The organism is Promicromonospora kroppenstedtii (assembly GCF_044389675.1).
In the GTDB taxonomy this organism is placed as follows: Bacteria; Actinomycetota; Actinomycetes; order Actinomycetales; family Cellulomonadaceae; genus Promicromonospora; species Promicromonospora kroppenstedtii.
Genome location: NZ_JBIRYI010000007.1, coordinates 177317 through 197615, shown reverse-complemented (window position 1 = coordinate 197615; position 20299 = coordinate 177317). Strand labels below are relative to the sequence as shown.

At 71.9% G+C, this 20299-nt stretch carries 23 protein-coding genes; 14 read left to right on the top strand and 9 right to left on the bottom strand.

The window, feature by feature from the left end:
• Positions 1 to 39 precede the first annotated feature (39 nt).
• The 7 genes from ACH47X_RS13175 to ACH47X_RS13145 all read right to left on the bottom strand — a co-directional run bounded on the left by ACH47X_RS13175 (position 40) and on the right by ACH47X_RS13145 (position 5436).
• The gene (locus tag ACH47X_RS13175) at positions 40 to 1029 is read right to left on the bottom strand and encodes a Dyp-type peroxidase (RefSeq protein WP_397404926.1); all 990 of its coding nucleotides are present in this window, start codon (positions 1027 to 1029) and stop codon (positions 40 to 42) included.
• A gap of 9 nt (positions 1030 to 1038) precedes the next feature.
• Positions 1039 to 1857, bottom strand: coding sequence for a hypothetical protein (locus ACH47X_RS13170; RefSeq protein WP_397404924.1), 819 nt, complete (start codon positions 1855 to 1857; stop codon positions 1039 to 1041).
• A 112-nt stretch (positions 1858 to 1969) separates the two neighbouring features.
• A complete protein-coding gene (locus ACH47X_RS13165; RefSeq protein ID WP_397404922.1) occupies positions 1970 to 2668 on the bottom strand; it encodes a haloacid dehalogenase type II in 699 nt (232 codons plus the stop codon).
• Between the two features lie 118 nt (positions 2669 to 2786).
• Positions 2787 to 3362, bottom strand: a complete 576-nt coding sequence (locus tag ACH47X_RS13160; protein ID WP_397404920.1) for a TetR/AcrR family transcriptional regulator — start codon at positions 3360 to 3362, stop codon at positions 2787 to 2789.
• Positions 3359 to 4066: a DsbA family oxidoreductase gene (locus tag ACH47X_RS13155; protein ID WP_397404918.1), complete on the bottom strand. Its 708-nt coding sequence runs from the start codon at positions 4064 to 4066 to the stop codon at positions 3359 to 3361. The genes ACH47X_RS13160 and ACH47X_RS13155 overlap by 4 nt, the downstream gene beginning before the upstream one ends.
• The gene (locus ACH47X_RS13150) at positions 4066 to 4230 is read right to left on the bottom strand and encodes a hypothetical protein (protein WP_397404916.1); all 165 of its coding nucleotides are present in this window, start codon (positions 4228 to 4230) and stop codon (positions 4066 to 4068) included. The genes ACH47X_RS13155 and ACH47X_RS13150 overlap by 1 nt, the downstream gene beginning before the upstream one ends.
• Positions 4231 to 4350: 120 nt before the next feature.
• A complete protein-coding gene (locus ACH47X_RS13145) occupies positions 4351 to 5436 on the bottom strand; it encodes a phosphotransferase family protein (RefSeq protein ID WP_397404914.1) in 1086 nt (361 codons plus the stop codon).
• Between the two features lie 91 nt (positions 5437 to 5527).
• Here ACH47X_RS13145 and ACH47X_RS13140 point away from each other — a divergent pair, with 91 nt between their 5' ends.
• Positions 5528 to 6025, top strand: coding sequence for a pyridoxamine 5'-phosphate oxidase family protein (locus ACH47X_RS13140; RefSeq protein ID WP_397404912.1), 498 nt, complete (start codon positions 5528 to 5530; stop codon positions 6023 to 6025).
• A 17-nt stretch (positions 6026 to 6042) separates the two neighbouring features.
• Here ACH47X_RS13140 and ACH47X_RS13135 read toward each other — a convergent pair whose 3' ends face one another.
• Positions 6043 to 6801 (bottom strand): DeoR/GlpR family DNA-binding transcription regulator, encoded by a 759-nt coding sequence (locus ACH47X_RS13135; RefSeq protein ID WP_397404910.1) that lies wholly within the window; start codon positions 6799 to 6801, stop codon positions 6043 to 6045.
• Positions 6802 to 6850: 49 nt separating this feature from the next.
• Here ACH47X_RS13135 and ACH47X_RS13130 point away from each other — a divergent pair, with 49 nt between their 5' ends.
• From ACH47X_RS13130 to ACH47X_RS13075, 12 genes are all read left to right on the top strand, one after another.
• Complete coding sequence (locus tag ACH47X_RS13130) at positions 6851 to 7234, top strand: DUF4406 domain-containing protein (protein ID WP_397404908.1); 384 nt, start codon at positions 6851 to 6853, stop codon at positions 7232 to 7234.
• A complete protein-coding gene (locus tag ACH47X_RS13125) occupies positions 7231 to 7959 on the top strand; it encodes an NUDIX domain-containing protein (protein ID WP_397404906.1) in 729 nt (242 codons plus the stop codon). The genes ACH47X_RS13130 and ACH47X_RS13125 overlap by 4 nt, the downstream gene beginning before the upstream one ends.
• A gap of 15 nt (positions 7960 to 7974) precedes the next feature.
• Complete coding sequence (locus ACH47X_RS13120; protein ID WP_397404904.1) at positions 7975 to 8775, top strand: SDR family NAD(P)-dependent oxidoreductase; 801 nt, start codon at positions 7975 to 7977, stop codon at positions 8773 to 8775.
• 48 nt (positions 8776 to 8823) lie between these two features.
• Positions 8824 to 9468 (top strand): SDR family oxidoreductase, encoded by a 645-nt coding sequence (locus tag ACH47X_RS13115; protein WP_397404902.1) that lies wholly within the window; start codon positions 8824 to 8826, stop codon positions 9466 to 9468.
• A gap of 168 nt (positions 9469 to 9636) precedes the next feature.
• Positions 9637 to 10524 (top strand): endo alpha-1,4 polygalactosaminidase, encoded by an 888-nt coding sequence (locus tag ACH47X_RS13110; protein ID WP_397404900.1) that lies wholly within the window; start codon positions 9637 to 9639, stop codon positions 10522 to 10524.
• Between the two features lie 46 nt (positions 10525 to 10570).
• Positions 10571 to 11347, top strand: a complete 777-nt coding sequence (locus tag ACH47X_RS13105; RefSeq protein ID WP_397404898.1) for a FadR/GntR family transcriptional regulator — start codon at positions 10571 to 10573, stop codon at positions 11345 to 11347.
• 132 nt (positions 11348 to 11479) lie between these two features.
• A complete protein-coding gene (locus ACH47X_RS13100; RefSeq protein ID WP_397404896.1) occupies positions 11480 to 12793 on the top strand; it encodes an extracellular solute-binding protein in 1314 nt (437 codons plus the stop codon).
• On the top strand, positions 12793 to 13764 hold the full coding sequence (locus ACH47X_RS13095) for a carbohydrate ABC transporter permease (RefSeq protein WP_397404894.1): 972 nt from the start codon (positions 12793 to 12795) through the stop codon (positions 13762 to 13764). Before ACH47X_RS13100 ends, ACH47X_RS13095 begins: the two co-directional genes overlap by 1 nt.
• Positions 13761 to 14576, top strand: coding sequence for a carbohydrate ABC transporter permease (locus tag ACH47X_RS13090; protein WP_397404892.1), 816 nt, complete (start codon positions 13761 to 13763; stop codon positions 14574 to 14576). The genes ACH47X_RS13095 and ACH47X_RS13090 overlap by 4 nt, the downstream gene beginning before the upstream one ends.
• A 61-nt stretch (positions 14577 to 14637) precedes the next feature.
• The gene (gene manD, locus ACH47X_RS13085) at positions 14638 to 15852 is read left to right on the top strand and encodes a D-mannonate dehydratase ManD (protein ID WP_397404890.1); all 1215 of its coding nucleotides are present in this window, start codon (positions 14638 to 14640) and stop codon (positions 15850 to 15852) included.
• Between the two features lie 200 nt (positions 15853 to 16052).
• Positions 16053 to 16634: an ECF RNA polymerase sigma factor SigK gene (gene sigK / locus ACH47X_RS13080; RefSeq protein WP_397404888.1), complete on the top strand. Its 582-nt coding sequence runs from the start codon at positions 16053 to 16055 to the stop codon at positions 16632 to 16634.
• Positions 16627 to 17463 (top strand): anti-sigma factor, encoded by an 837-nt coding sequence (locus tag ACH47X_RS13075; protein WP_397404886.1) that lies wholly within the window; start codon positions 16627 to 16629, stop codon positions 17461 to 17463. Before sigK ends, ACH47X_RS13075 begins: the two co-directional genes overlap by 8 nt.
• Positions 17464 to 17568: 105 nt before the next feature.
• On the opposite strand, the gene ACH47X_RS13070 is transcribed toward ACH47X_RS13075, so the two are convergent.
• Positions 17569 to 18249, bottom strand: a complete 681-nt coding sequence (locus ACH47X_RS13070) for a fasciclin domain-containing protein (protein ID WP_036971256.1) — start codon at positions 18247 to 18249, stop codon at positions 17569 to 17571.
• 232 nt (positions 18250 to 18481) lie between these two features.
• Here ACH47X_RS13070 and ACH47X_RS13065 point away from each other — a divergent pair, with 232 nt between their 5' ends.
• Positions 18482 to 20227 carry a redoxin domain-containing protein gene (locus ACH47X_RS13065; RefSeq protein WP_397404884.1) on the top strand — a complete coding sequence of 582 codons (1746 nt, stop codon included), beginning with the start codon at positions 18482 to 18484 and terminating at the stop codon, positions 20225 to 20227.
• Positions 20228 to 20299 lie beyond the last annotated feature (72 nt).

Sequence of the window (20299 nt, the reverse complement as noted above, 5' to 3'; positions counted from 1 at the left end):
GGGGCGCATCCCACAAAAGAGGTGAGTTGCCCTGTGGTCTCAGCCGGCGTCGAGCGCGTCCAGGACCGTCGTGGGCGGCACGAAGAACGTGGTGCCCGTCGCCGGGGTCGAGAAGTCGAGGAGCCGGTCGTGCAGGCCGGGCGGGTCGCCGACGAACATGCGCTCCAGCATCCGCTCGATGACCCACAGGCGGCGCGAGTAGCCGATGAAGTAGGTACCGAACTCGCCGTGCCCGGGCCGGCCGAACGGCATGTTGTCGCGCAGGATGTCGTGCTCGCCGTCCTCGTCGGTGATCGTGGCGAGCGTCTTGTGCGCCTTCTGCCCCTCGGCCGCGTCGTCGAGCTCGACGCCGTCGGCCTTGGTGCGGCCGATGATCTGCTCCTGCTGCTCGGTGGTGAGCGCCTGCCAGGCGGTCAGCGAGTGCAGGTACTTCTGCACGACGACGTAGCTGCCCCCGGCGAACCGGGGGTCCTCGTCGCCCACGAGGGTGGACTCCGGGAGGTCCCGGCCAACCGGGTTGGCTGTGCCGTCCACGAACCCGAGCAGGTCGCGGGTGTCGAAGTAGCGGAACCCCGAGACCTCGTCGGCGGTCGTGACGGCGGTGCCGAGCGCGTCGAGCAGCAGGCGCTCCAGCTCGAAGCACAGGTCCTGCCGATCCGACCAGATGTGGAACAGCAGGTCACCCGGGGTGGAGACGGCGGTGTGCGCGGCACCGGCGATCTCGCGGAACGGGTGCAGCTCGGCGGGCCGCTCCTGGCCGGTCAGGTCCGTCCAGATGCGGCTGCCGATGCCGACGGTGCACGAGACCGGGTTCGCCAGGTCGCGGAAGCCGACCGTCTTGACCAGCCCGCCCAGGTCGGCGAGCACCTCGCGGACGGTGGCCATCGCCTCGTCGCCGTCGGCCACGACCAGCGTGAGGAAGACGGCGGACCGGCGCAGCGGGGCGTCCACGCCCTGGGGCGAGACGGGTGCGCCGTAGGCCGCGGGGGCGGTCCGGCCGTTGTCTGGTCTGCTCACGCTCTCCGGCATGCCGGAAGATTACAGCGCGGCCCGCCAGGCCTCGGCCAGCGCCGCGACCGAGGGCCAGCGGGCGTCCCGTCCGGGGCGCACCGCACGCTCGGCGACGGCCAGCTGCGCCGCCGAGCCGGCCCAGTCCGCGGGCGACCGTGTCGCGTCGTCGCCCAGGAAGGTGTGGGCGAGCGTGCCGAGCGCGAAGACGTTCGTGACCTCGTCGAGCTGCGCGCCGAGCTCGTACTCCTCGGGCGACATGAAGCGGGACGACCCCCACATCCGGCCCATGCGGTTGACCAGGGGAGCGCGCTCGTAGAAGTCCAGGTCGCACAGCACGACGCGGCCGGACGCCGGCTCGATCATCACCGAGCCGTCGTACAGGTCGACGGCCACCCAGCCGAGCGCCGCCGCGTGCGCGTGGAAGTCGTAGACCTGCCGCACCGCGTCGACGCGCGCCGCCAGGCTCATCGACCGCACCACGTGCGTCCGCTCGTACTGGCGGCCCACCGGCGTCGCGTCGGTCCAGTCGAACACCAGGGCGTGCCCGGCCCCGACGTCCACGGCCTCGCGCAGGGTGACGAGCGTGGGGTGGGCGAGCGCCCGGTACACCTCGGCCGCGCGGCGCGCGCGGGCGACAGCGGTGTCGACGTCGCCGTCGTACCGCACCGTGGGCGCGCCCGCGTACTTGACGAACACGCGGCCCGCCGGTCCCTCGACGCCCAGGCAGAGGTTTCCGGAGTCCTGCTGGTCGAGCACGGCGAACACCGTGCCCCAGCGGGCCGTGAACGACAGGTCGTGGGGTGCGCGCAGACGTACGGGCAGGCCGTCGAGCTCGGTCACGATCACCCGACGGAGGCTAGCCGGTGGGGAGCGGCGCCCCGTCCGTGAGGTCGGCAGTTGGCTTCGAGATCGGCTCAGGCCTGTGCCGACCTCGATGCCAACTGCCGAAAGAAGCAGGTCAGGAGGCGGCGAGGAGCTGGGCGTGCAGGTCGTTCAGGTCCGTCGCGTAGAGGTCGAACGTGTCGTCGGGGCCGGGCGCGTCGCCGTCGGGTCGAGGTACGTACGCCGTACGCAGCCCGGCGGCCGCCGCGCCGCGCAGGTCCCAGGCGTGCGCGGCCACCATGAACGGTCTGCCCGACGTCGCCGGTACGCTCCGTAGCGCCAGCTCGTAGAGCTCGCGGGCGGGCTTGTACGTGCCGGCGTCCTCGGCCGACAGCACCTGGTGCCACCGCAGCCCGGCGCCTGCGGCGAGCCCGGCGAGCGAGCGGCGGCTCGCGTTGGAGAGGCCCAGCACCGCGACGTCGGCCGACAGCTTGTCGAGGCCCGCCACGGTGTCGGGCCAGGGGTCCAGCCGCTCGCCGGAGTCGGCCAGTGCGCCCACCGCATCGGCGGTGATCACACCTTGCCGAGCCAGCGCGTCCAGGGCCTCTCGGTCGAGCTCGTGGCTGGGGGCGAATGACCGGCGCCGCTCGACGACTGCACGCTCCTGCTCCGCGACGTGGCCGAGCCAGCGGGCGACGACGTCCGCCGCGGCGCCGTCGTCGGACCCCGTGACGGCGGCGACCTGCCGACGTAGGCTCCCGGCCTGGTCGACGAGGGTGCCGAGCACGTCGAAGACGACGGTCGGCCGGGCTGTCCGCATCTCCGCAGGCTGCATGCGCTCCACGTTAGCCGCCGCTGATTCGGCAGTCTGCCCTTGGCGTCGGCAGTTGGCATCGAGATCGGCTCAGGCCTGGACCGATCTCGATGCCAACTGCCGAAAGCTGGGTGCCAACTCACGCGTCCGCGTGCAGCCCCCGCAGGGTGTGCTCGAAGCTGCGGATGAAGCCCTCGCGGTGCTGCGGCTCGCAGGCGCGGGCGATGATGCCGCGCTCCCAGATCAGCACGTACACGTCGGCCGCGCTCAGGTCCGCCCGGATCGCGCCGGTGGCTTGGGCATCGGCGAGGAACCCGCCGGCGACCTCGTTGGCGCGCTCGCACAGCGCGGTCAGCGCCCCGGAACCGGGCTGGGTGCGCAGCAGCACGTCGTTGGCGGCGGGCTCGTCGAACGCGACCAGCCAGATGCGGCGCAGGTAGCCCTCGAACCGCTCGACGGGATCCTCGATGGCAGCGACCTCGCTGATGATCCCCGCGATCCGCTCGGCGAACAGCTCCTCGACCACCGCGTCGATCAGGCCCTGCCGGCCCCCGAAGCGGTGATAGATCGTGCCCTTGCTGACCCCCGCGGCCCGCGCCACCTCGTCCAGCGGACTGTTCAGCCCGCCCGCGCGGAACACGTCGAGGGCAGCCAGCCGGATGCCCTCGACGTTGCGCCGCGCGTCGGCGCGGAGCCGTGGCGGGTCAGTGGTCACCGATCGGCTCCGGCTCCGGCGACCGCGGGGGCGCCGATCGTCTCGTTCCAGCTCGTCTCCAGCGTCCGCAGGAACGACTCCACCGGCTGCGCCCCGGAGACCGCGTACTTGCCGGCGAACACGAAGAACGGCACGCCCGTGATGCCGTACTGCCGGGCCTGCCGGATGTCGGCCTCGACGGCGTCGGCGAACTCCTCCGACGCGAGAGCCGCGAGCGCGGCGTCGCGGTCCAGGCCGACCTCGGCGGCCAGGTCGCCCAGGACCTGGTGGTCCGCGACGTTCAGGCCCTCGGTGAAGTAGGCCTTGAACAGCCGCTGGACCATCTCGTGCTGCTTGCCGTGGCCGGCCGCGAAGTGGCTGAGCTGGTGCGCGGTGCGTGTGCCCACGGCCTTGGCCTGCTCGAACCGGTAGTCCAGCCCGAGCTGGCGGCCGCGCTCCGAGATCTGCTCGTGCATGGCCTCGGCCTGCTCGCGTGGGAAGCCTCGCTCGGCCGCCAGCAGGTCCATGAGGTCGATCGGTACGTCGCTGGTGAGCTGCGGCATCAGCAGGAAGCTGTGGTAGCGCACCTCGACCTGTGCGGAGTGCGGGAACTGCCCCAGCGCCTGCTCCAGGAGCGCGTCGCCCATGTAGCAGAACGGGCACATCACGTCGCTCCACACGTCGATCACGAGCTTGTCGGCCGCCCGGCCGAACGCACCGGCCATCAGGAGCACACCCCGTCCACGGAGCAGACGCCGAACGCCTCGCCCGCGGGCAGGATCTCGAACGGGGAGGAACTGACCGAGGCGCCGTCGGCGACGCCGGAGGTCGCCTCCGTCGGGGTCTCGACCACCGGGGTCGCCTCCGCGACCGTGTCACTCGTCTTCATGGTCAAGGACGGTAGGTCTAACTTGAACCGCCCGTCAACTTGGCTGCGGTCGCCGCCGGGCAGCTCGAGCCGGGCGGACCCGGATGCCGGCCCCGCGGCATGTCCCGGGGAGCGAGCGGCTCAGCGGCCCGCGGTCACGGCATGGGTCACGGGCGCCCAGGACAGCGCGCGCAGGCAGCCGGACCGGATGTCGTCGAGGTGCGCGGCGAGCTTCGCCGGTGCGTCGCTGTTCAGCCCCTGCCGCACGGCGGTCAGGCCGGGGCCCAGGCGCAGGTGCAGTCCCCACGTGAGGTGGGCGACGGCGTAGCCGAGGGCCGCGGGCGCCCGCAGGTTGGTACCGGCCAGGGTGCTGAGGGTCTCGGCGTAGGCCTCGAGGACGGCCGGCTCGTCCAGCTCGCCGTGGCCACCGAACGCCCGGTACATCGAGACGAACGTGCCGAGGTCGTAGCCCACCGGTCCCACGCCGACGTGCTCCCAGTCGATGAGCACGAGCCCGCCGTCGGCGTCCAGGCCCGCGTTGCGGGGCGTGAGGTCGCCGTGGACCAGCGTGGTCGGGATCTCGGCGGCACGTGCCGCGAGGTGGGGCGCGGCCTCCAGGCCGGCGTGCAGCGCGTCGACCTGCTCGGGGGTGAACAGCGTCCGCAGGCGCGGGTCGGCGGCCAGCGCCTCCAGGTTGTCGTGCGCGGCCGGCACGTGGTGCGCGTAGGCGGCGTAACCCGCCCGCTCCAGCCAGGGCGCGTCGAGCAGGCCGGGCTCGCCGTCCGCCGGCAGGTGCAGCAGCGCGACGCGCTCGGCTGCCGTGATCGCGTTGGCCGGGGTCCACCTCTGCTGCAGCACGGCGTCGACGTCGCGCATGATGATCCAGTCGAGGCCGTTGTGGCCGACCACGGTCACGTGCGGCGGCGCCGTCGTCCCTCGGGGGAGCAGGCCCGCCACGCCGCTCCGGAAGAAGTGGGCCTCGCGGTGGTCGAGCTGCTCGTCGCGCGACTCGAGCAGGGACTGCTGGCCCCAGCCGGGAACCTTGACGATCCACACCGACGGCTCCGTGTGCGGTACCGCGACGCAGACCCGCAGGACCGCCGCCCGGCTCAGCCCCTGGGACAGGTCGCGCACCGAGAGCACCCGCACCCCGCGGCCCCACGCGCCCCCTTGGGACGCGAGGACGGTCTCGATCGTCTCGGCATCCGGCAGGCGCTGATCGGTCATCGTCTTCCCTCGGTGTCGAGAACGGGGTCGCGGCTCCGTCCCAGGGATACCAGCAGCCACCCGGGCCGCGCGAATGCATGGAGTGATACCGATGGAACCGCACGAGATCGCCGAGGTCCTGGACCGCCCGCTCAGTCAGGAGATGCTCGCCCGCGACATCACGCGGCTGGCCTACGTGGCCACCGACGGGACGCCCCGCAACGTGCCGATCGGGTTCTCCTGGAACGGCGCCGAGATCGTGATGTGCACGCCCACGAACGCGCCGAAGCTCGCCGCCCTGCGGGTGAACCCGGCGGTCGCCCTGACGATCGACACCGAGGTGCACCCGCCGACGATCCTGCTGATCCGGGGCCGGGCGGAGCTCGACCTGGTCGACGGCATCCCGGACGAGTACCTGGAGGCGAACAGCAGCTACGAGATGACCCCGGAGCAACGGGTCGAGTGGGAGGCCGGGGTGCGGTCGCTCTATGACGCGATGTACCGGATCGTGGTGACGCCGACCTGGGCCAAGCTCATCGACTTCGAGACGACGCTGCCCACCCCGGTCGAGGAGTTGCTCCGGAAGCAGGCGGAGCGGCCGGGGGCCTGAGCGGCTCGCGGGCCTCGTCACCCGGCGAACAGCACCTCGACGCCCTGCCTCGTGACCTGCTCGACGACGGCGTCGTCCGGGGCGGCGTCGGTGATCACGCCGCTGACCTCCGCCCAGGGCAGCACGCGGTAGCGCGAGGCCGTCCCGATCTTCTCCGCGGAGGCCAGGACGTAGGTGTCCGCGGCGCGCGCGGCCAGCGCCCGCTTCATCGCGGCCTCCTCGGCGTCGCCGGTGGTCAGGCCCGCCTCGGGGTGGACGCCGGTGACGCCGATCAGGCAGACCTCGGCGGAGACGTTCTGCGCGGCCTCGACGGCCGCTGCCCCGTAGGCGACCGCCGAGTGCTTGAAGACCCTGCCGCCGAGCAGGAAGACCTCGGCCGTCGGATGGTCCAGCAGGGCCACGGCGATGGTCGGGCTGTGCGTGATCACGGTGCACTCGAGGTCCGGCGGGAGGGCCTGTGCCACGGCGAGGGCCGTGGTCCCGCCGTCGAGGATGAGCGCGCTGCCCGGGCGCACCAGCCCGGCGGCCACCGCGGCCACCCTGCGCTTGCTGTCCGGGGCGACGGTCTGTCGTGCCGCGTAGTCGACCACCGCCGGCGAGACCGGGAGCGCGCCGCCGTAGACCCGCTGGACCAGTCCCTCGGCCGCGAGGTCGCGGAGGTCGCGCCGCACGCTGTCCTCGGAGATCCCCAGGGCGGCGGCGACGTCCTTGGCGACGATCTTGCCCTCGCGAGCGAGTAGTCCGAGCAGGTGGTCCCGCCGTTCCGCAGCCAGCATCTCTTGATCTCTCCCGTTGTTGCACGTTTCTGCATGTAATGTAGCAGCCGTGAACGACGAACCCCAGATGATCCTGATCGCCGGCCCCTACCGCTCCGGCACCGACGGCGACCCGAGCGCCATGGCCGCCAACCTCGCCCGCCTCGAGGCCGCCGCCTGGCCGGTCTTCGCCGCCGGACACATCCCGATGATCGGCGAGTGGGTGGCGCTGCCCGTCCTGCGCGCCGCCGGCGCGGGGCCCACCGACCCCCTCGCCGACGAGGTCCTCTACCCGGCGGCCGAGCGCCTCCTCGCCCGCTGCGACGCCGTCCTCCGCCTGCCCGGCGACTCCGCCGGTGCCGACCAGGACGTGGCCATCGCCCGTCGCCGGGGCCTGCCCGTCTACCACGACGTCGCCGAGATCCCCCGCCGCGAGACCCAGGTGAGCGCATGACGGCCCGCCCCGGCGTCGACGTCCCCGACCATCGCGGCCGCACCGGCCTCGACCAGGCGGGACGCGGTCTGGACCGCAACCCCGCGATCGTGGTCCGCGACGTCGAGCTCACCTCGCAGGGCTGGCACGTCCTGCGCCGCACCACGCTCGACCACCGCCGCCGCGACGGCCGCTGGGAGACCCAGCAGCGCGAGACCTACGACCGCGGCAACGGCGCGGTCGTCCTGCCCTACGACGTGGAACGCGGCGTCGTGCTGCTCACCCGCCAGTTCCGCTACCCGGCCTACGTCAACGACCACCCCGACGGGATGCTCGTCGAGGCGGCGGCCGGGCTCCTCGACCTCGACGACCCCGTCACGGCCGTCCGGCGCGAGAGCGCGGAGGAGCTCGGCGTCACGCTCGGGGAGCTGGTCCACGTCCTGGACGCCTACATGAGCCCGGGCTCCGTGACCGAGCGCCTGCACTTCTTCGCCGCCCCCTACACCCCCGCCGACCGGACCGGCGCCGGCGGGGGTCTCGAGGAGGACGGCGAGGACATCGAGGTGCTGGAGGTCCTGTTCGCGGAGGCTCTCGCCATGGTCCGGGACGGCCGGATCGTCGACGGCAAGACCATCCTGCTCCTGCACTGGGCCGCCCTGGACGGCCCCTTCGCGCCTAGGCAGGGTGAAACCGGCACAACAGGGGTGACCGCGGGGGAAAGTGGTGCATACGCTCGACGCACGTGAGCGATGAGGAGCGGCATGATCTCCGACGAATCAACCGTGATCGTCACCGGTGCGACGGGCGGCATCGGGCTCCAGACCGCCCGTGAGCTGGTGGGCCGGGTGCGGCACGTCATCGTCCAGGGGCCCGAGCCGGAGAACATGGTGCGCCCGGTGCTGCACGTCCTCACCGAGGGCGCTGCCAAGGTCGACTACGTGCCGTGCGACTTCGAGCGGCTCGACGACGTCGCCGCGGCGGCCCGCTCCATGGCCGAGATCGCGGGCGGCCCGGTCGACGCCCTGATCAACAACGCCGGCATACCGGGAGCGACCACCCGGCAGGTCACGCCGGACAAGCACGAACGCACGCTCCAGGTGAACTTCCTGGCGATGGTCCTCCTCACCGAGGAGCTTCTGCCGCGGCTCGCGGACGACGCGCGGGTGGTCAACCTCGCGTCGGCCACGCACGAGATGACCGACCTCGACCTGGCGGACATCGAGCTGGAGCGCAGCTACGACGCCGTCCGGGCCTACGCCCGGTCCAAGCTCGCGATCATCCTCTACACGCGCTGGCTGGCGGGCCGGACCGGAATCACGCCCGTGAGCCTGAGCCCCGGTGTCATCAGCACCCCGCTGCTGCACGCGATGTTCAACATCGGCGGGGTGTCGGTCCGGCGCGGGGCGGACAACGTCCTGGCCGCGCTCACCGGACCGGCCCGGCCGGGCGACTACTTCGACGAGGGCGTCCTGGCCGAGCCCAGCGCCCAGGCCCGGGACGCGCGGCTCGGCCGGGCGCTCATGGACTACGCCCTCGACGCGGTGCGGCCCCACCTGTCGTGACCGCCGCGGCGGCATAGCCTGGTGCGGAACCTGACGGAAGGAAGCACCATGTCCCGCGTTCTGATCATTGGCGGCCACGGAAAGATCGCGCTGCGCCTCGCGCCCCTGCTCGTCGAGCGGGGTGACGAGGTCACCAGCGTCTTCCGCAACCCCGACCACCAGCAGGAGGTCGCGGCCACCGGTGCGACGGCGGTCGTCGCCGACGTCGAGCAGCTCGACACGGCCGGCCTGGCCGACCTCGTGAAGGGACAGGACGCCGTGGTCTGGTCCGCCGGCGCGGGCGGCGGCAACCCCGCGCGCACCTACGCCGTCGACCGTGACGCGGCGATCCGGTCGATGGACGCCGCGCTGGCCGCCGGGGTGCACCGCTACGTGATGGTGTCCTACCTGGGTGCGGGCCCCGGCCACGGTGTGCCCGAGGACAACTCGTTCTTCGCCTACGCGGAGTCCAAGACGGCGGCCGACGAGCACCTGCGCGGCACCGGGCTCGACTACACGATCCTGGCGCCCGGCCCGCTCACGATGGACGAGCCCACCGGGCTCATCGCGGTGGCCGACCCGGGTGACGGGCGCGTCGCGCGCGCCGACGTGGCGGGCGTGATCGCTGCCGTCCTGCTGGACGACACCACCGTGGGCCGGACCATCGAGTTCGGCAACGGCGACACGCCGATCGCCGAGGCTGTCACGGGCTGACCCGCCGGGGTGGCCCGGGCTGTGCGCCGCTCTCTCCTTCGAGGCCTAAGTTTCTTCGCTTTGCGGCCGCGCAAAGCGAAGAAACTTAGGCCTCGAAGGGGAAGGGCGGACGGCGTCCGGCAGGTCCCGGCGATCCGTCGACGGGAGCCGCCTCGTTACGATCGGCGGATGCCTCAGCTGATCGTCGCCGCGCTCGTCGTCCTCACGCTCTCGGCCTGCCAGGGCGGCGCGACGGCGGACCCCGCGGCCGGCCCGGGTACGGCGTCGGCCACGGCCGGCTCCGGTTCGGAGGCCGGTGCCGGGTCGGACGCCGAGGTGACCCTCCCGCCGACGTCGGGCACGTTCGACTACCAGCTCGGCACGGCCTACGAGCCGGACGGCGGCCTCGACGTCGTCGTGCGGGACGCCACCGCGGAGCCCGCGGACGGCGCCTACGGCGTCTGCTACGTCAACGGGTTCCAGACCCAGCCCGACCAGGCAGACCTCTGGCTCGGTGACAACGAGGGCCTGCTGCTGCACGACGCCGCGGGAGAGCTCGTCGTGGACCCCGACTGGCCCGACGAGTACATCCTGGACCCGTCGACCGAGGACGACCGCGACCGCATCCTCGACCTGCTCGGCCCCGTGATCACCGGCTGCGCCGACGCGGGGTTCTCCGCCGTCGAGATCGACAACCTGGACACGTGGACGCGGTTCACGGACGCCGGCACCGGGCTGATCGAGAAGGACGCCGCGCTGGCGCTGGCGAGCGCGTACATCGATCTCGCGCACGGGGCGGGCCTCGCCATCGGGCAGAAGAACGCCGCGGAGGCCACGACGGACGGGCACGAGCTCGGGTTCGACTTCGCCGTCACCGAGGAGTGCGGGGCGTACGCCGAGTGCGGCGAGTACACCGGCGTCTACGGGCGGCACGTGCTGCAGATCGAGTACACCGACAACCTCCCGGACGGGTTCGCCGCCGTCTGCGCCGACCCGGACCGCGCGCCGCTGACGATCCTGCGCGACCGCGACCTGGTCGGCCCCGACGACGAGGCGTACGCGTACGAGCAGTGCTGAGGCCATCGGGGTCCGGACCTGCCCCGACGGTGCTTATCCTCGACGCATGACTTCCCCCTTCGTGCCGCCGTCGGACACCCGGGACACGGGCGCGACCGGCCGCAAGGGCCTGCTCACCGAGCACATCGCCCGCCAGCTCGAGCAGCGGATCCGCGCGGGCGAGTGGCCCGTCGGCGCCAAGCTGCCGTCCGAGCGCGAGCTCGCGGTGCAGTTCGGGGCGAGCCGGAACGTGATCCGCGAGGTGCTGCGCCGGCTGGAGGCCACCGACCTCATCGAGGTGGCGCCGGGCCGCGGGTCCTTCGTCGCCGAGCAGTCCTCCGCGCAGGCACGCGGCTACGACGCGCTCTACCGCACCGAGCGCCCGACGGTCCGCCAGCTCATCGAGGCGCGGATCCCGCTGGAGGTCGAGATCGCGGGGCTGGCGACGGAGCGGGCGACGGACGAGCAGATCGACGCGATAGTCCAGGCGCTCGACCGCGTCGAGTCGGCCGGCGACGTCGTCGACAAGGCGCGCGAGGACCTCCGGTTCCACGACACGATCGCCGCCGCCTGCGGCAATCCGGTGCTGCGGACCATGCTGGCGTCGATCGGCGGCATGATGTTCGAGATGATGCTGCGCTCCAACTCCGACCCGCGGATCGGGGAGCCCGGCGTGCCGCACCACCAGGAGATCGTCGAGGCCATCCGGGCCCGCGACGTCGGGCTCGCGCGGGAGCGCATGCGCGAGCACCTCGCGCTCGGCCTGCGGACCTACGGCCCGGACCTCGACGTGGGCCTGGACCTGATGGCGTCCCGCCACATCGAGACCTTGCTGGGGCGGTAGCCCGGCAGCCCAGTCGGGTACACCCTGCACCTTTGGAACCACCCCGTGCACCGTGCTAGCGTCCAACTGGTCCTACCAGTTGGACCACTTGCGAATCTTGCTCGTGCACACATGGAGGTGTGACGGAATCCCATGACTCAAGCCATCAGGCCCAGGCGCGCCCTCGAGCTGAGCCGACGGTCGTTCGGCGTGCTCGCCGCGGCGTCCGTGCTGGCCGCCTGCTCGCGCGGCCCGCAGACGGCGAGCCCGAACGCCCCGCTGCGCGTGCTCGCGATCAACCACGTCTGGACGCAGGCGATCAGCCGCTACCTGCCCGAGCTCGAGGAGCGCATCGGCCGCAGGGTGACCATGCGGATGCTCACCGCCGACCAGCTCACCTCCAGCTTCAACGTCAAGCTCAACGCGTCGGCAACCGACATCGACGTCATGACGATCCGGCCGCTGCAGGACCAGATGTTGTTCGCCCGCAACGGCTGGATCGCGGACCTGACGGACCGGGTCGAGGGCGACGCCGACTACCGCTGGACCGACTTCCAGGACGCCCCGCGCGAGCGATCGGTGACCGCGGGCGCCGCCGTCAGCGTCCCCGTCGTCACCGAGCGTCCGGCGCTCTACTACCGCAAGGACCTGCTCGAGGACTTCGGTGGGGCGCCGGCGACCCTGGACGACATGCTCGACATCGCCCTGGAGCTCCAGCGGCGCACCGAGGGGTTCTTCGGGTTCGTCGGCCGCGGCCAGCGCAGCGGCGCCGTGACGCAGTGGTCCAGCTTCCTCTACTCGTTCGGTGGCGACTTCACGGTCGACGGCCGGTCGGGCATCGGCAGTCCCGAGGCGGTCGCGGCGTACCAGTACTACGGCCGCCTGCTGCACGACGCCGGCCCGCCCGGCGCCACGAACATGAGCCTCGAGCAGGCCATGCCGATCTTCGCGCAGGGCAAGGCGGCGATGTACGTCGACGCCGACGCGATCTACAGCAACTTCCTCGACGACTCGATCTCCACGGTGACCGACACCGTGGGCTTCGCGCCCTTCCCCGCTGGTCAGGCGGGTTCCGTGCCGCACAACATCCCGTCGTGGAGCCTGGCGGTCAACGAGTTCTCGCTGCTGCGCGACGACTCCTGGGAGTTCGTCCGCTGGGCCTCCAGCCCGGAGATGGTCGCCCGCCTGCAGTCCGAGGGCATCCCGGGCGCGCGCCAGTCGGTCTGGGACGATCCGGCCACGCTCGCGTCGTTCCCGGCCGACCTCGCCGAGGCGATGCGCGTCAACGCCGCCAACGGCGTGGGTCACGACCGCCCCGAGGTGATGCAGGTGGGCCGTGCCCGCGACATCGTCGGCCGCCCCCTGGTCTCCGGGATCGTCGGCGAGGACGTGGCCTCCGTGGCCGCGGACGCCGACGCCGAGTTCAACGACTTCCTCGTCCGCGACAACCGTCAGCAGGAGTTCTGATGACGACGACGACCACCACCCGCGCCGCCGCCGGCTCCGGCTCCGGCAAGAGCGCCCGCCGCGCAGCGCCGTCCGGCAAGCAGTTCGTGACGTTCGAGCAGGCCAACCGCCGCCTCAAGTGGGCCCTGCTCACACCGGCCCTCGGCTTCGTGGGCCTGATGATCGCGTTCCCGTTGGCGTTCACGATCAACCTCAGCCTCACCGACGCGTTCGGCGCCGTGAACGCGGGCAGCTCCTACGTGGGCCTGCAGAACTTCACGGACGCCCTGACGGACATGCGCCGGTTCTGGCCCGCCGTCGGGCGCACCGTGGCGTTCACGCTCGGCGCCGTCGTGCTGGAGACCGTGCTCGGCCTGGCCCTGGCGATGCTGATGCGCAAGGCGTTCCGCGGCATGGAGATCGTCCGCACCATCCTGATGGTGCCGTTGCTGGCCACACCGGTCGCGATCGGCATCCTGTGGATGCTCATCCTCGACCCGACCAACGGCATCGCCAACCACCTGCTCGGCTTCGTGGGCATCCCGCCGCAGGAGTTCCTCGGCTCGGTGTCGCAGTCGCTGCCCACCCTGATGCTCATCGACGTGTGGCAGTGGACCCCGATGATGACGGTGCTGCTGCTCGCGGGCCTGACCACGCTGCCGGAGGAGCCGGAGGAGGCCGCCCGCGTCGACGGCGCCAACGCCTGGCAGCGGTTCGTGCACATCATCCTGCCGATGCTGCGCACCACCATCCTGACGGCTCTCGTGCTCCGCGGCGTCGATGCCCTGAAGACGTTCGACCTGATCTACGCGACCAAGGGGCCCGGCGGCGGCTCGGACTTCGAGGCCGAGACGCTGAACGTCTACGCCTACGGCCTCACCTTCGACTACCAGGAGTACGGCCTGGCTTCCGCGGTGCTGGTCCTGTTCACGCTGTTCATCGTCGCGGTCGTGGTCGTGCTGCGGCGCCGCACCGAGAGGAGCGCCTCGTGAGCGCCACCACCACCTTCCGCGTCCTGCGCGGTGTGCTGATCACCGTCGTGTGCGCGGTGATCTCGCTGCCGATCATCTGGATGATCGCGGCCGCCTTCAAGACGAACGTGCAGGTCACCGACCCGACGGTCGGCCTGGTCTTCTCGCCCACCTGGGACAACTTCCGCAATGTCCTGGCCGACGGCGCTCTCGTGCACTCGTTCGGCAACTCCATGCTGATCGGTGTCGTCTCGACGGCGCTCAGCGTGGTCGTCGCGGTGCCGGCCGCCTGGGCGGTGGGCCGGTTCCGGATGCGCCGCACGGGCTCGATCGTGCTCGTGGCCCGCATCATCCCGGCGATCTCGCTGCTCGTGCCCTGGTACTACATGTTCGCGCAGCTCGGCCTGGTGGGCAGCCACCTGGTACTGATCCTGAGCCACATGTTCGTCTCGGTGCCGCTGATCCTGTGGATCATGATCGGGTTCTTCGAGAGCCTTCCGGTCGAGCTGGAGGACGCCGCCCGGACCGACGGCCTGTCCGCCTTCGGGGCGTTCCTGCGGATCGCGCTGCCGCTCGCGGCGCCGGGCACGGCGTCCGCCGCGGTGCTGGCGTTCATCTTCAGCTGGAACAACTTCATCTTCGCGCTGATCCTCGCGGACGAGCGCACCATGACGATGCCCGTGCTGCTGTTCAACTTCATGTCCTACGCCAGCACCGACTGGGGCGGGCTCATGGCCGCCGCGACCCTGATGACCGTGCCGGTGCTGCTGGCCGCGATCTTCGGGCAGCGTTTCCTCGTGGCCGGCCTCACCGCCGGCGCCACCAAGGGCTGACACCGTCCAGGGCCGACGCCCGTACCAATTCCTCCCCGCCCGACCGACAGAAGGTTTCCGCATGAAGATCGTCGACGCGAAGGTCGTCGTCACCTCGCCCGGCCGCAACTTCGTCACGCTCCAGATCACCACGGACGACGGGGTGACCGGGCTCGGCGACGCCACCCTGAACGGCCGCGAGCTCGCCGTCGTCAGCTACCTGCGCGACCACGTGGTGCCGCTCCTGATCGGGCGCGACCCGCACCGCATCGAGGACACCTGGCAGTACCTGTACCGGGGCGCCTACTGGCGCCGCGGCCCGGTGACGATGGCGGCGATCGCCGCCGTCGACGTCGCGCTGTGGGACATCAAGGCCAAGGTGGCCGGCCTGCCGCTGTACCAGCTCCTGGGCGGCGCGAGCCGCGACCGGATCCGCGCCTACGGGCACGCGAACGGCTCCAGCCTGCCCGAGATCTTCGACTCGGTGCGGGCGCTCCAGGAGCGCGGCTACCAGAGCATCCGCATCCAGAGCGGCGTGCCGGGCCTCACGTCGGTCTACGGCGTGCACACCACGACGTCGGACGACGGCTCGGCGCCGGACGTGCTCGCCCGGCCCGCCGTCGAGGACTGGGACACCGCCGCCTACCTGCGGTACATCCCGAAGGTCTTCGAGGCCGTGCGCAACGAGTTCGGCCCGGACCTGCCGCTGCTGCACGACGCGCACCACCGGTTGTCCCCGATCGAGGCGGCCCGCCTCGGCAAGGACCTGGAGCCCTACGACCTGTTCTGGCTGGAGGACTGCACGCCCGCCGAGGACCAGGAGGCCCTGCGCCTGGTGCGGCAGCACACGACCACCCCGCTGGCGATCGGCGAGGTGTTCAACACGGTGTTCGACTACCAGACCCTGATCGACGACCGGCTGATCGACTACGTGCGCTCCGCCGTCACGCACTTCGGCGGCGTCAGCCCCATGAAGAAGCTGTTCGACTACGCGGGGCAGCGCGGGATCAAGAGCGCGATCCACGGGCCCGAGGACATCTCGCCGGTGGGCATGGCGGCGGCGATCCACCTCGACCTGGCGATCCACAACTTCGGCATCCAGGAGTACTCCGGCCACACCGACCTGACCAACCAGGTCTTCCGGCACGCGTACACGTTCGAGGACGGTCACCTGCACCCGGGCGAGGCCCCCGGCATCGGCGTGGAGCTGGACGAGGAGCTGGCGGCCGCGCACCCGTACGAGCCCGGCTACCTGCCGGTCAACCGGCTGCATGACGGGTCCGTGCACGACTGGTGACGCGGGTCACCCCGGCCTCACCCCATCCGGGACCGGCTCGGCGCCGAACCTTCTGAGCAGGGCCGTCCGGCGCTGCGCAGGATGCGTGCGGAGCGCCGGAGGGTGGTGAGGACCGCATGGCCATCGTGCTGGACCAGCCGTTCGTACCGACCTCCATGTCGCCGACCAGACGAAGGGTGTTCGTGAGGCAGACTGGGGCAGTGGCTTCCCCACCTACCCGGACCTCGTCGCACGATGCCGTCGACGCGCTGCTCGCCGCGTGCGCGGGCAGCGACCCGGCGTCCTTCGCGCCCGTGTACGACGCACTGGGACCGGTAGCCTACGGCGCGGCGCTCGGGGTCCTGCGTGACCCCGATCATGCGGCCGAGGTGACCCAGGAGGTGATGGTGGAGGTGTGGCAGACGGCCTCGCGGTTCGACGCCGCTCGCGGCTCCGCCCGCACCTGGGTGGCGACGCTCGCGCGCCGGCGCGCGGTCGACCGCGTCCGCTCGGAGCAGGCGCACCGCGACCGGGACCAGCGTGACACCGACCTGCGCACCAACGAGACGGCGCGGGACGTGGTGGTCGAGGACGTCGAGCGGCGCCTGGAGGGTTCTGCCGTGCGCCGGTGCATCGAGGGGCTCACCCCGACGCAGCGTGAGGCGGTGGTGGTCGCGTACTACGGCGGCCTGACCTACCGCGAGGTCGCCGAGAAGCTCGACAAGGCCCTGCCCACCGTCAAGAGCCGGATCCGCGACGGTCTCAACCGGCTCCGTGACTGCCTGGGGGTGCGTCATGTCTGACCAGACGACTGCGACCGGCCCGGGCGGCATGCCCGACGACGTGTGGGACCTGCTGCCCGGGTACGCCATGGAAGCGCTCGACGACGCCGAGCGTCAGGCGGTCGAGCAGCTCCTGGCGTCCGACGCCGACGCGCGCCGGGCGCTGGACGAGTACCGCGACGTGCTGGCGGCGTTCGTGGTCGAGGCCGAGCCGCCCGCCGCGCTGCGGTCGAGCGTGCTCGCCCAGGTGCAGGGCACCTCGCAGCTCCACGACCGGACCGCGGGCACGCCCGTCCCGGCCCCCGCGCCCGGCGGCGGTTCGCCGTCGTCCGGCGGATCGACGGCGGCGGCGAGCGGTTCGCCGTCAGGCGCCGTCGTCGTCGACCTCGATGCCCGCAGGCGGCGTCGCCGGCGCTGGGGCACGGCCGTGGCCGCGGTCGCCGCGGCGGCCGCCATCGCCGTACCGACGACGATCGCCGTGCAGGTGACCGCCGAGCGCGACCGGCTGCGTGAGCAGGCCCAGGTGGTCTCCGAGATGCTGGCCGATCCGGACAGCTCGGTGCTGCGGGCCTCCGTCGAGGGTGGCGGCGAGGCGTCCGTGCTGGTCTCGGGCGACGACATGTTCTTCCACGCCGAGGGGCTCCCTGAGCTCGACCCGGACAAGGCGTACCAGCTCTGGGTGGTGGAGGGTGACGGCAGCGTCTCCTCGGCGGGCCTGCTCGCGCTGCGGGGCGACCAGGCGACCGCTCTCGTCCAGGGAGAGCACGGCGTGGGCATGGCCGTGTCGGTCGAGCCGGAGTCGGGTTCCGAGGAGCCCACGACCGCGCCGATCGTGGTGCTGGGGGCCTGACCCCGCCCGTCCGGAACGACGAGCGAGAACCGAGAACGACGAGCACGCACGAGAGAGGGCGCCCGTCCGGCTGGACGGGCGCCCTCTCTCGTTATCGCCGGCGGATCACATCGGGGGCATGAGCACCGAGTCGATCAGGTAGACGGTCGCGTTCTGCGTCATCACGCCACCGCAGATCACGTTCGCGTCGTTCACCTTGAGCTCGTCGCCGCTGCCGGAGACCTCGACGGTCTCACCCTGCACGGTGGTCTGCTCGCCGACCACCTGGTCGGGCGTGAGCTGGCCGGGCACCACGTGGTACGTGAGGATCGAGCTCAGCAGGTCGGCGTCCGTGGACAGGGTGTCCATGGTCTCGGCGTCGATCGCCTTGAAGGCATCGTCGACCGGGGCGAACACGGTGAACTCGTCACCGTTCAGCGTGTCCACGAGGTTCACGTCGGGGTTGACCTCACCGCTGACGGCCGACACCAGCGTGGTCAGCAGCGGGTTGTTGGAGGCTGCGACGGCCACCGGGTCGGTGGACATGCCGGTGACCGAGCCGGGGCCGTCCGGCACCTGCTCGGCGTAGTCGGCGCAGCCCGGGCCCACGAGGTTCGCGGCCGGGTCGGCCATGGCGTCGTCCTCGGCGGTCTCCTCGTCCATGGGCTCGGTGGTCTCTTCGGACGCCGTCGTCTCTTCCGATCCGGTGTCCCCGCCCGACGAGTCCATGCTGCAGGCCGAGAGGCCGAGCATGGCCAGCGTGGCGATACCGGCGACGGCGTAGGACGTGCGGGTTCGAGCGTTCATCGGTCTCTCCTCGGTGTGGCGTCACCCCGCGTCTCACGGGGCGTCTTGACCGGGGTTCGGAGCCGTCGGCTCCCCGGATGGGGGTCGCGGCGCACGAGTTTTCTCCGGTGCCCGGTCTGCGGCCCGCACCCATCCGGAACGGTCCGCGTGCCGAACCCGCCACATGGGAACCCTCATCGTCATCGGCCTTCTCGGCGGCCTGATCACAGGCATCTCGCCATGCATCCTCCCCATGCTCCCGGCCATCTTCTTCGCGGGCGGGGTGCAGGGGGCGCGTGACCGGCGCGGCGTCGCCGCCCGGTCCACGGGGTCCTCGGAACCGGGCGAGGGCGGGGTCGCCACCGCGACGCCGGACACCGCCGTCCGCACCCGGCCGTCCCTGCGTCCCTACATCGTGATCGCGGGTCTGGTCCTGAGCTTCAGCTTCTTCACACTGCTGGGCTCCCTGCTCCTGTCCGCGCTGGGGCTGCCGCAGGACCTGCTGCGCTGGGCGGGGATCATCCTGCTCGTGCTGCTGGGCATCGGCATGATCGTGCCCCGGTTCGAGATGATCCTGGAACGGCCCTTCCAACGGATCGCCGCGTTCGGGGCCAAGCGCGGGGCAGCGCGGCAGGACCGGGGCGCGTTCATCCTCGGTCTCGGCCTCGGCGTGCTCTACGTGCCGTGCGCCGGCCCGGTGCTCGCGGCGATCACGGTCGCCGGCGCGACGGGCAACATCGGGGTCGACACGGTGGCGCTGACCGTGTCGTTCGCCGTCGGCGCCGCGCTCCCGCTGCTCCTGTTCGCCCTGGCCGGACGCCGGGTCGCCGAGCGCGTGCAGGCCTTCCAGCGGCACACCAAGGCCATCCGCACCGGAGGCGGCATCGTCGTCATCCTCCTGGCGATCGCCCTGGCGTTCAACGTGCCCGCCGCCATCCAGCGGCTGCTGCCCGACTACACGGGCGCGCTCCAGCAGCGCATCGACTCGTCGGAGACGGTGCGCGAGGCGCTCGACCTCGGCGGCCTCGTGACCGACGAGAACCGCGAGCTGTCCAACTGCTCGAACGGCGCCCCGGAGCTGGAGGACTGCGGCACCGCGCCAGAGATCCGCGGCATCGACAAGTGGCTGAACACGCCGGACGGCAAGGCGCTCCAGCTCGAGGCGATGCGCGGCGAGGTCGTGCTCGTCGACTTCTGGACCTACTCCTGCATCAACTGCCAGCGGTCCATCCCGCACATCAATGCCTGGTACGACAGGTACGCCGACGTCGGCAACGGCTTCGAGGTGATCGGCGTGCACACGCCGGAGTTCGCCTTCGAGCGCGAGACCCGCAACGTGATCGAGGGCGCCAAGGACCTCGGCGTGACGTACCCGGTCGCCCAGGACAACTCGTACGCGACCTGGACCGCGTACCGGAACCGCTACTGGCCCGCGCAGTACCTGATCGACGCCGACGGCACCGTGCGGCACATCCGCCTGGGCGAGGGCGGGTACCAGGACACCGAGAACCTGATCCGCGAGCTGCTCGCCGACGCCAACCCCGGCGTCGACCTGCCCGGCGCGACCACGGTCCAGGACGCGACACCGCTCGACGAGATCACGCCCGAGACCTACTTCTCCATCAAGCGCGTCATCAACTACGCCGGCGAGCCGCGGTACGCGGCGGGCCGCAAGGAGTTCACGCTCGCCGGCGAGCAGAAGCAGGACACGTTCTCGCTGGGCGGCACGTGGAACGTCGACTTCGAGGGCGCGGAGGCCGTGTCCGACGACGCCCGCGTGCGTCTCGCCTACCGATCGACCGACGTCTTCGTGGTGCTCGGGGGCGAGGGGACCGTCGAGGCGACGGTCACCGTCGACGGCCAGGAGCAGACGCGGAGCATCGACGTCTCCGGGAACCCGCGGCTCTACCCGGTCCTGGAGGGCGCCGAGGCCACCGAGGGACTGGTCGACCTGAAGGTTCCGGCCGGCGTGCAGGTGTTCACGATGACGTTCGGCTGACCTACGTCGTCGGGACGGTCCTGCCGGACCGGGCGAGCGCAGGGGGCTCGCCCGGTCCGGTGCCGTGGTGCC

Excerpts from the sequence above, each read along its gene's own strand:
- ACH47X_RS13175 (WP_397404926.1), bottom strand. The coding sequence starts at position 1,029 with ATGCCGGAGAGCGTGAGCAGACCAGACAACGGCCGGACCGCCCCCGCG.
- ACH47X_RS13165 (WP_397404922.1), bottom strand. The coding sequence starts at position 2,668 with ATGCAGCCTGCGGAGATGCGGACAGCCCGGCCGACCGTCGTCTTCGAC.
- ACH47X_RS13155 (WP_397404918.1), bottom strand. The coding sequence starts at position 4,066 with ATGGCCGGTGCGTTCGGCCGGGCGGCCGACAAGCTCGTGATCGACGTG.
- ACH47X_RS13150 (WP_397404916.1), bottom strand. The coding sequence starts at position 4,230 with ATGAAGACGAGTGACACGGTCGCGGAGGCGACCCCGGTGGTCGAGACC.
- ACH47X_RS13145 (WP_397404914.1), bottom strand. The coding sequence starts at position 5,436 with ATGACCGATCAGCGCCTGCCGGATGCCGAGACGATCGAGACCGTCCTC.
- ACH47X_RS13140 (WP_397404912.1), top strand. The coding sequence starts at position 5,528 with ATGGAACCGCACGAGATCGCCGAGGTCCTGGACCGCCCGCTCAGTCAG.
- ACH47X_RS13135 (WP_397404910.1), bottom strand. The coding sequence starts at position 6,801 with ATGCTGGCTGCGGAACGGCGGGACCACCTGCTCGGACTACTCGCTCGC.
- ACH47X_RS13125 (WP_397404906.1), top strand. The coding sequence starts at position 7,231 with ATGACGGCCCGCCCCGGCGTCGACGTCCCCGACCATCGCGGCCGCACC.
- ACH47X_RS13120 (WP_397404904.1), top strand. The coding sequence starts at position 7,975 with ATGATCTCCGACGAATCAACCGTGATCGTCACCGGTGCGACGGGCGGC.
- ACH47X_RS13115 (WP_397404902.1), top strand. The coding sequence starts at position 8,824 with ATGTCCCGCGTTCTGATCATTGGCGGCCACGGAAAGATCGCGCTGCGC.
- ACH47X_RS13110 (WP_397404900.1), top strand. The coding sequence starts at position 9,637 with ATGCCTCAGCTGATCGTCGCCGCGCTCGTCGTCCTCACGCTCTCGGCC.
- ACH47X_RS13105 (WP_397404898.1), top strand. The coding sequence starts at position 10,571 with ATGACTTCCCCCTTCGTGCCGCCGTCGGACACCCGGGACACGGGCGCG.
- ACH47X_RS13100 (WP_397404896.1), top strand. The coding sequence starts at position 11,480 with ATGACTCAAGCCATCAGGCCCAGGCGCGCCCTCGAGCTGAGCCGACGG.
- ACH47X_RS13095 (WP_397404894.1), top strand. The coding sequence starts at position 12,793 with ATGACGACGACGACCACCACCCGCGCCGCCGCCGGCTCCGGCTCCGGC.
- manD (WP_397404890.1), top strand. The coding sequence starts at position 14,638 with ATGAAGATCGTCGACGCGAAGGTCGTCGTCACCTCGCCCGGCCGCAAC.
- ACH47X_RS13075 (WP_397404886.1), top strand. The coding sequence starts at position 16,627 with ATGTCTGACCAGACGACTGCGACCGGCCCGGGCGGCATGCCCGACGAC.
- ACH47X_RS13070 (WP_036971256.1), bottom strand. The coding sequence starts at position 18,249 with ATGAACGCTCGAACCCGCACGTCCTACGCCGTCGCCGGTATCGCCACG.
- ACH47X_RS13065 (WP_397404884.1), top strand. The coding sequence starts at position 18,482 with ATGCTCCCGGCCATCTTCTTCGCGGGCGGGGTGCAGGGGGCGCGTGAC.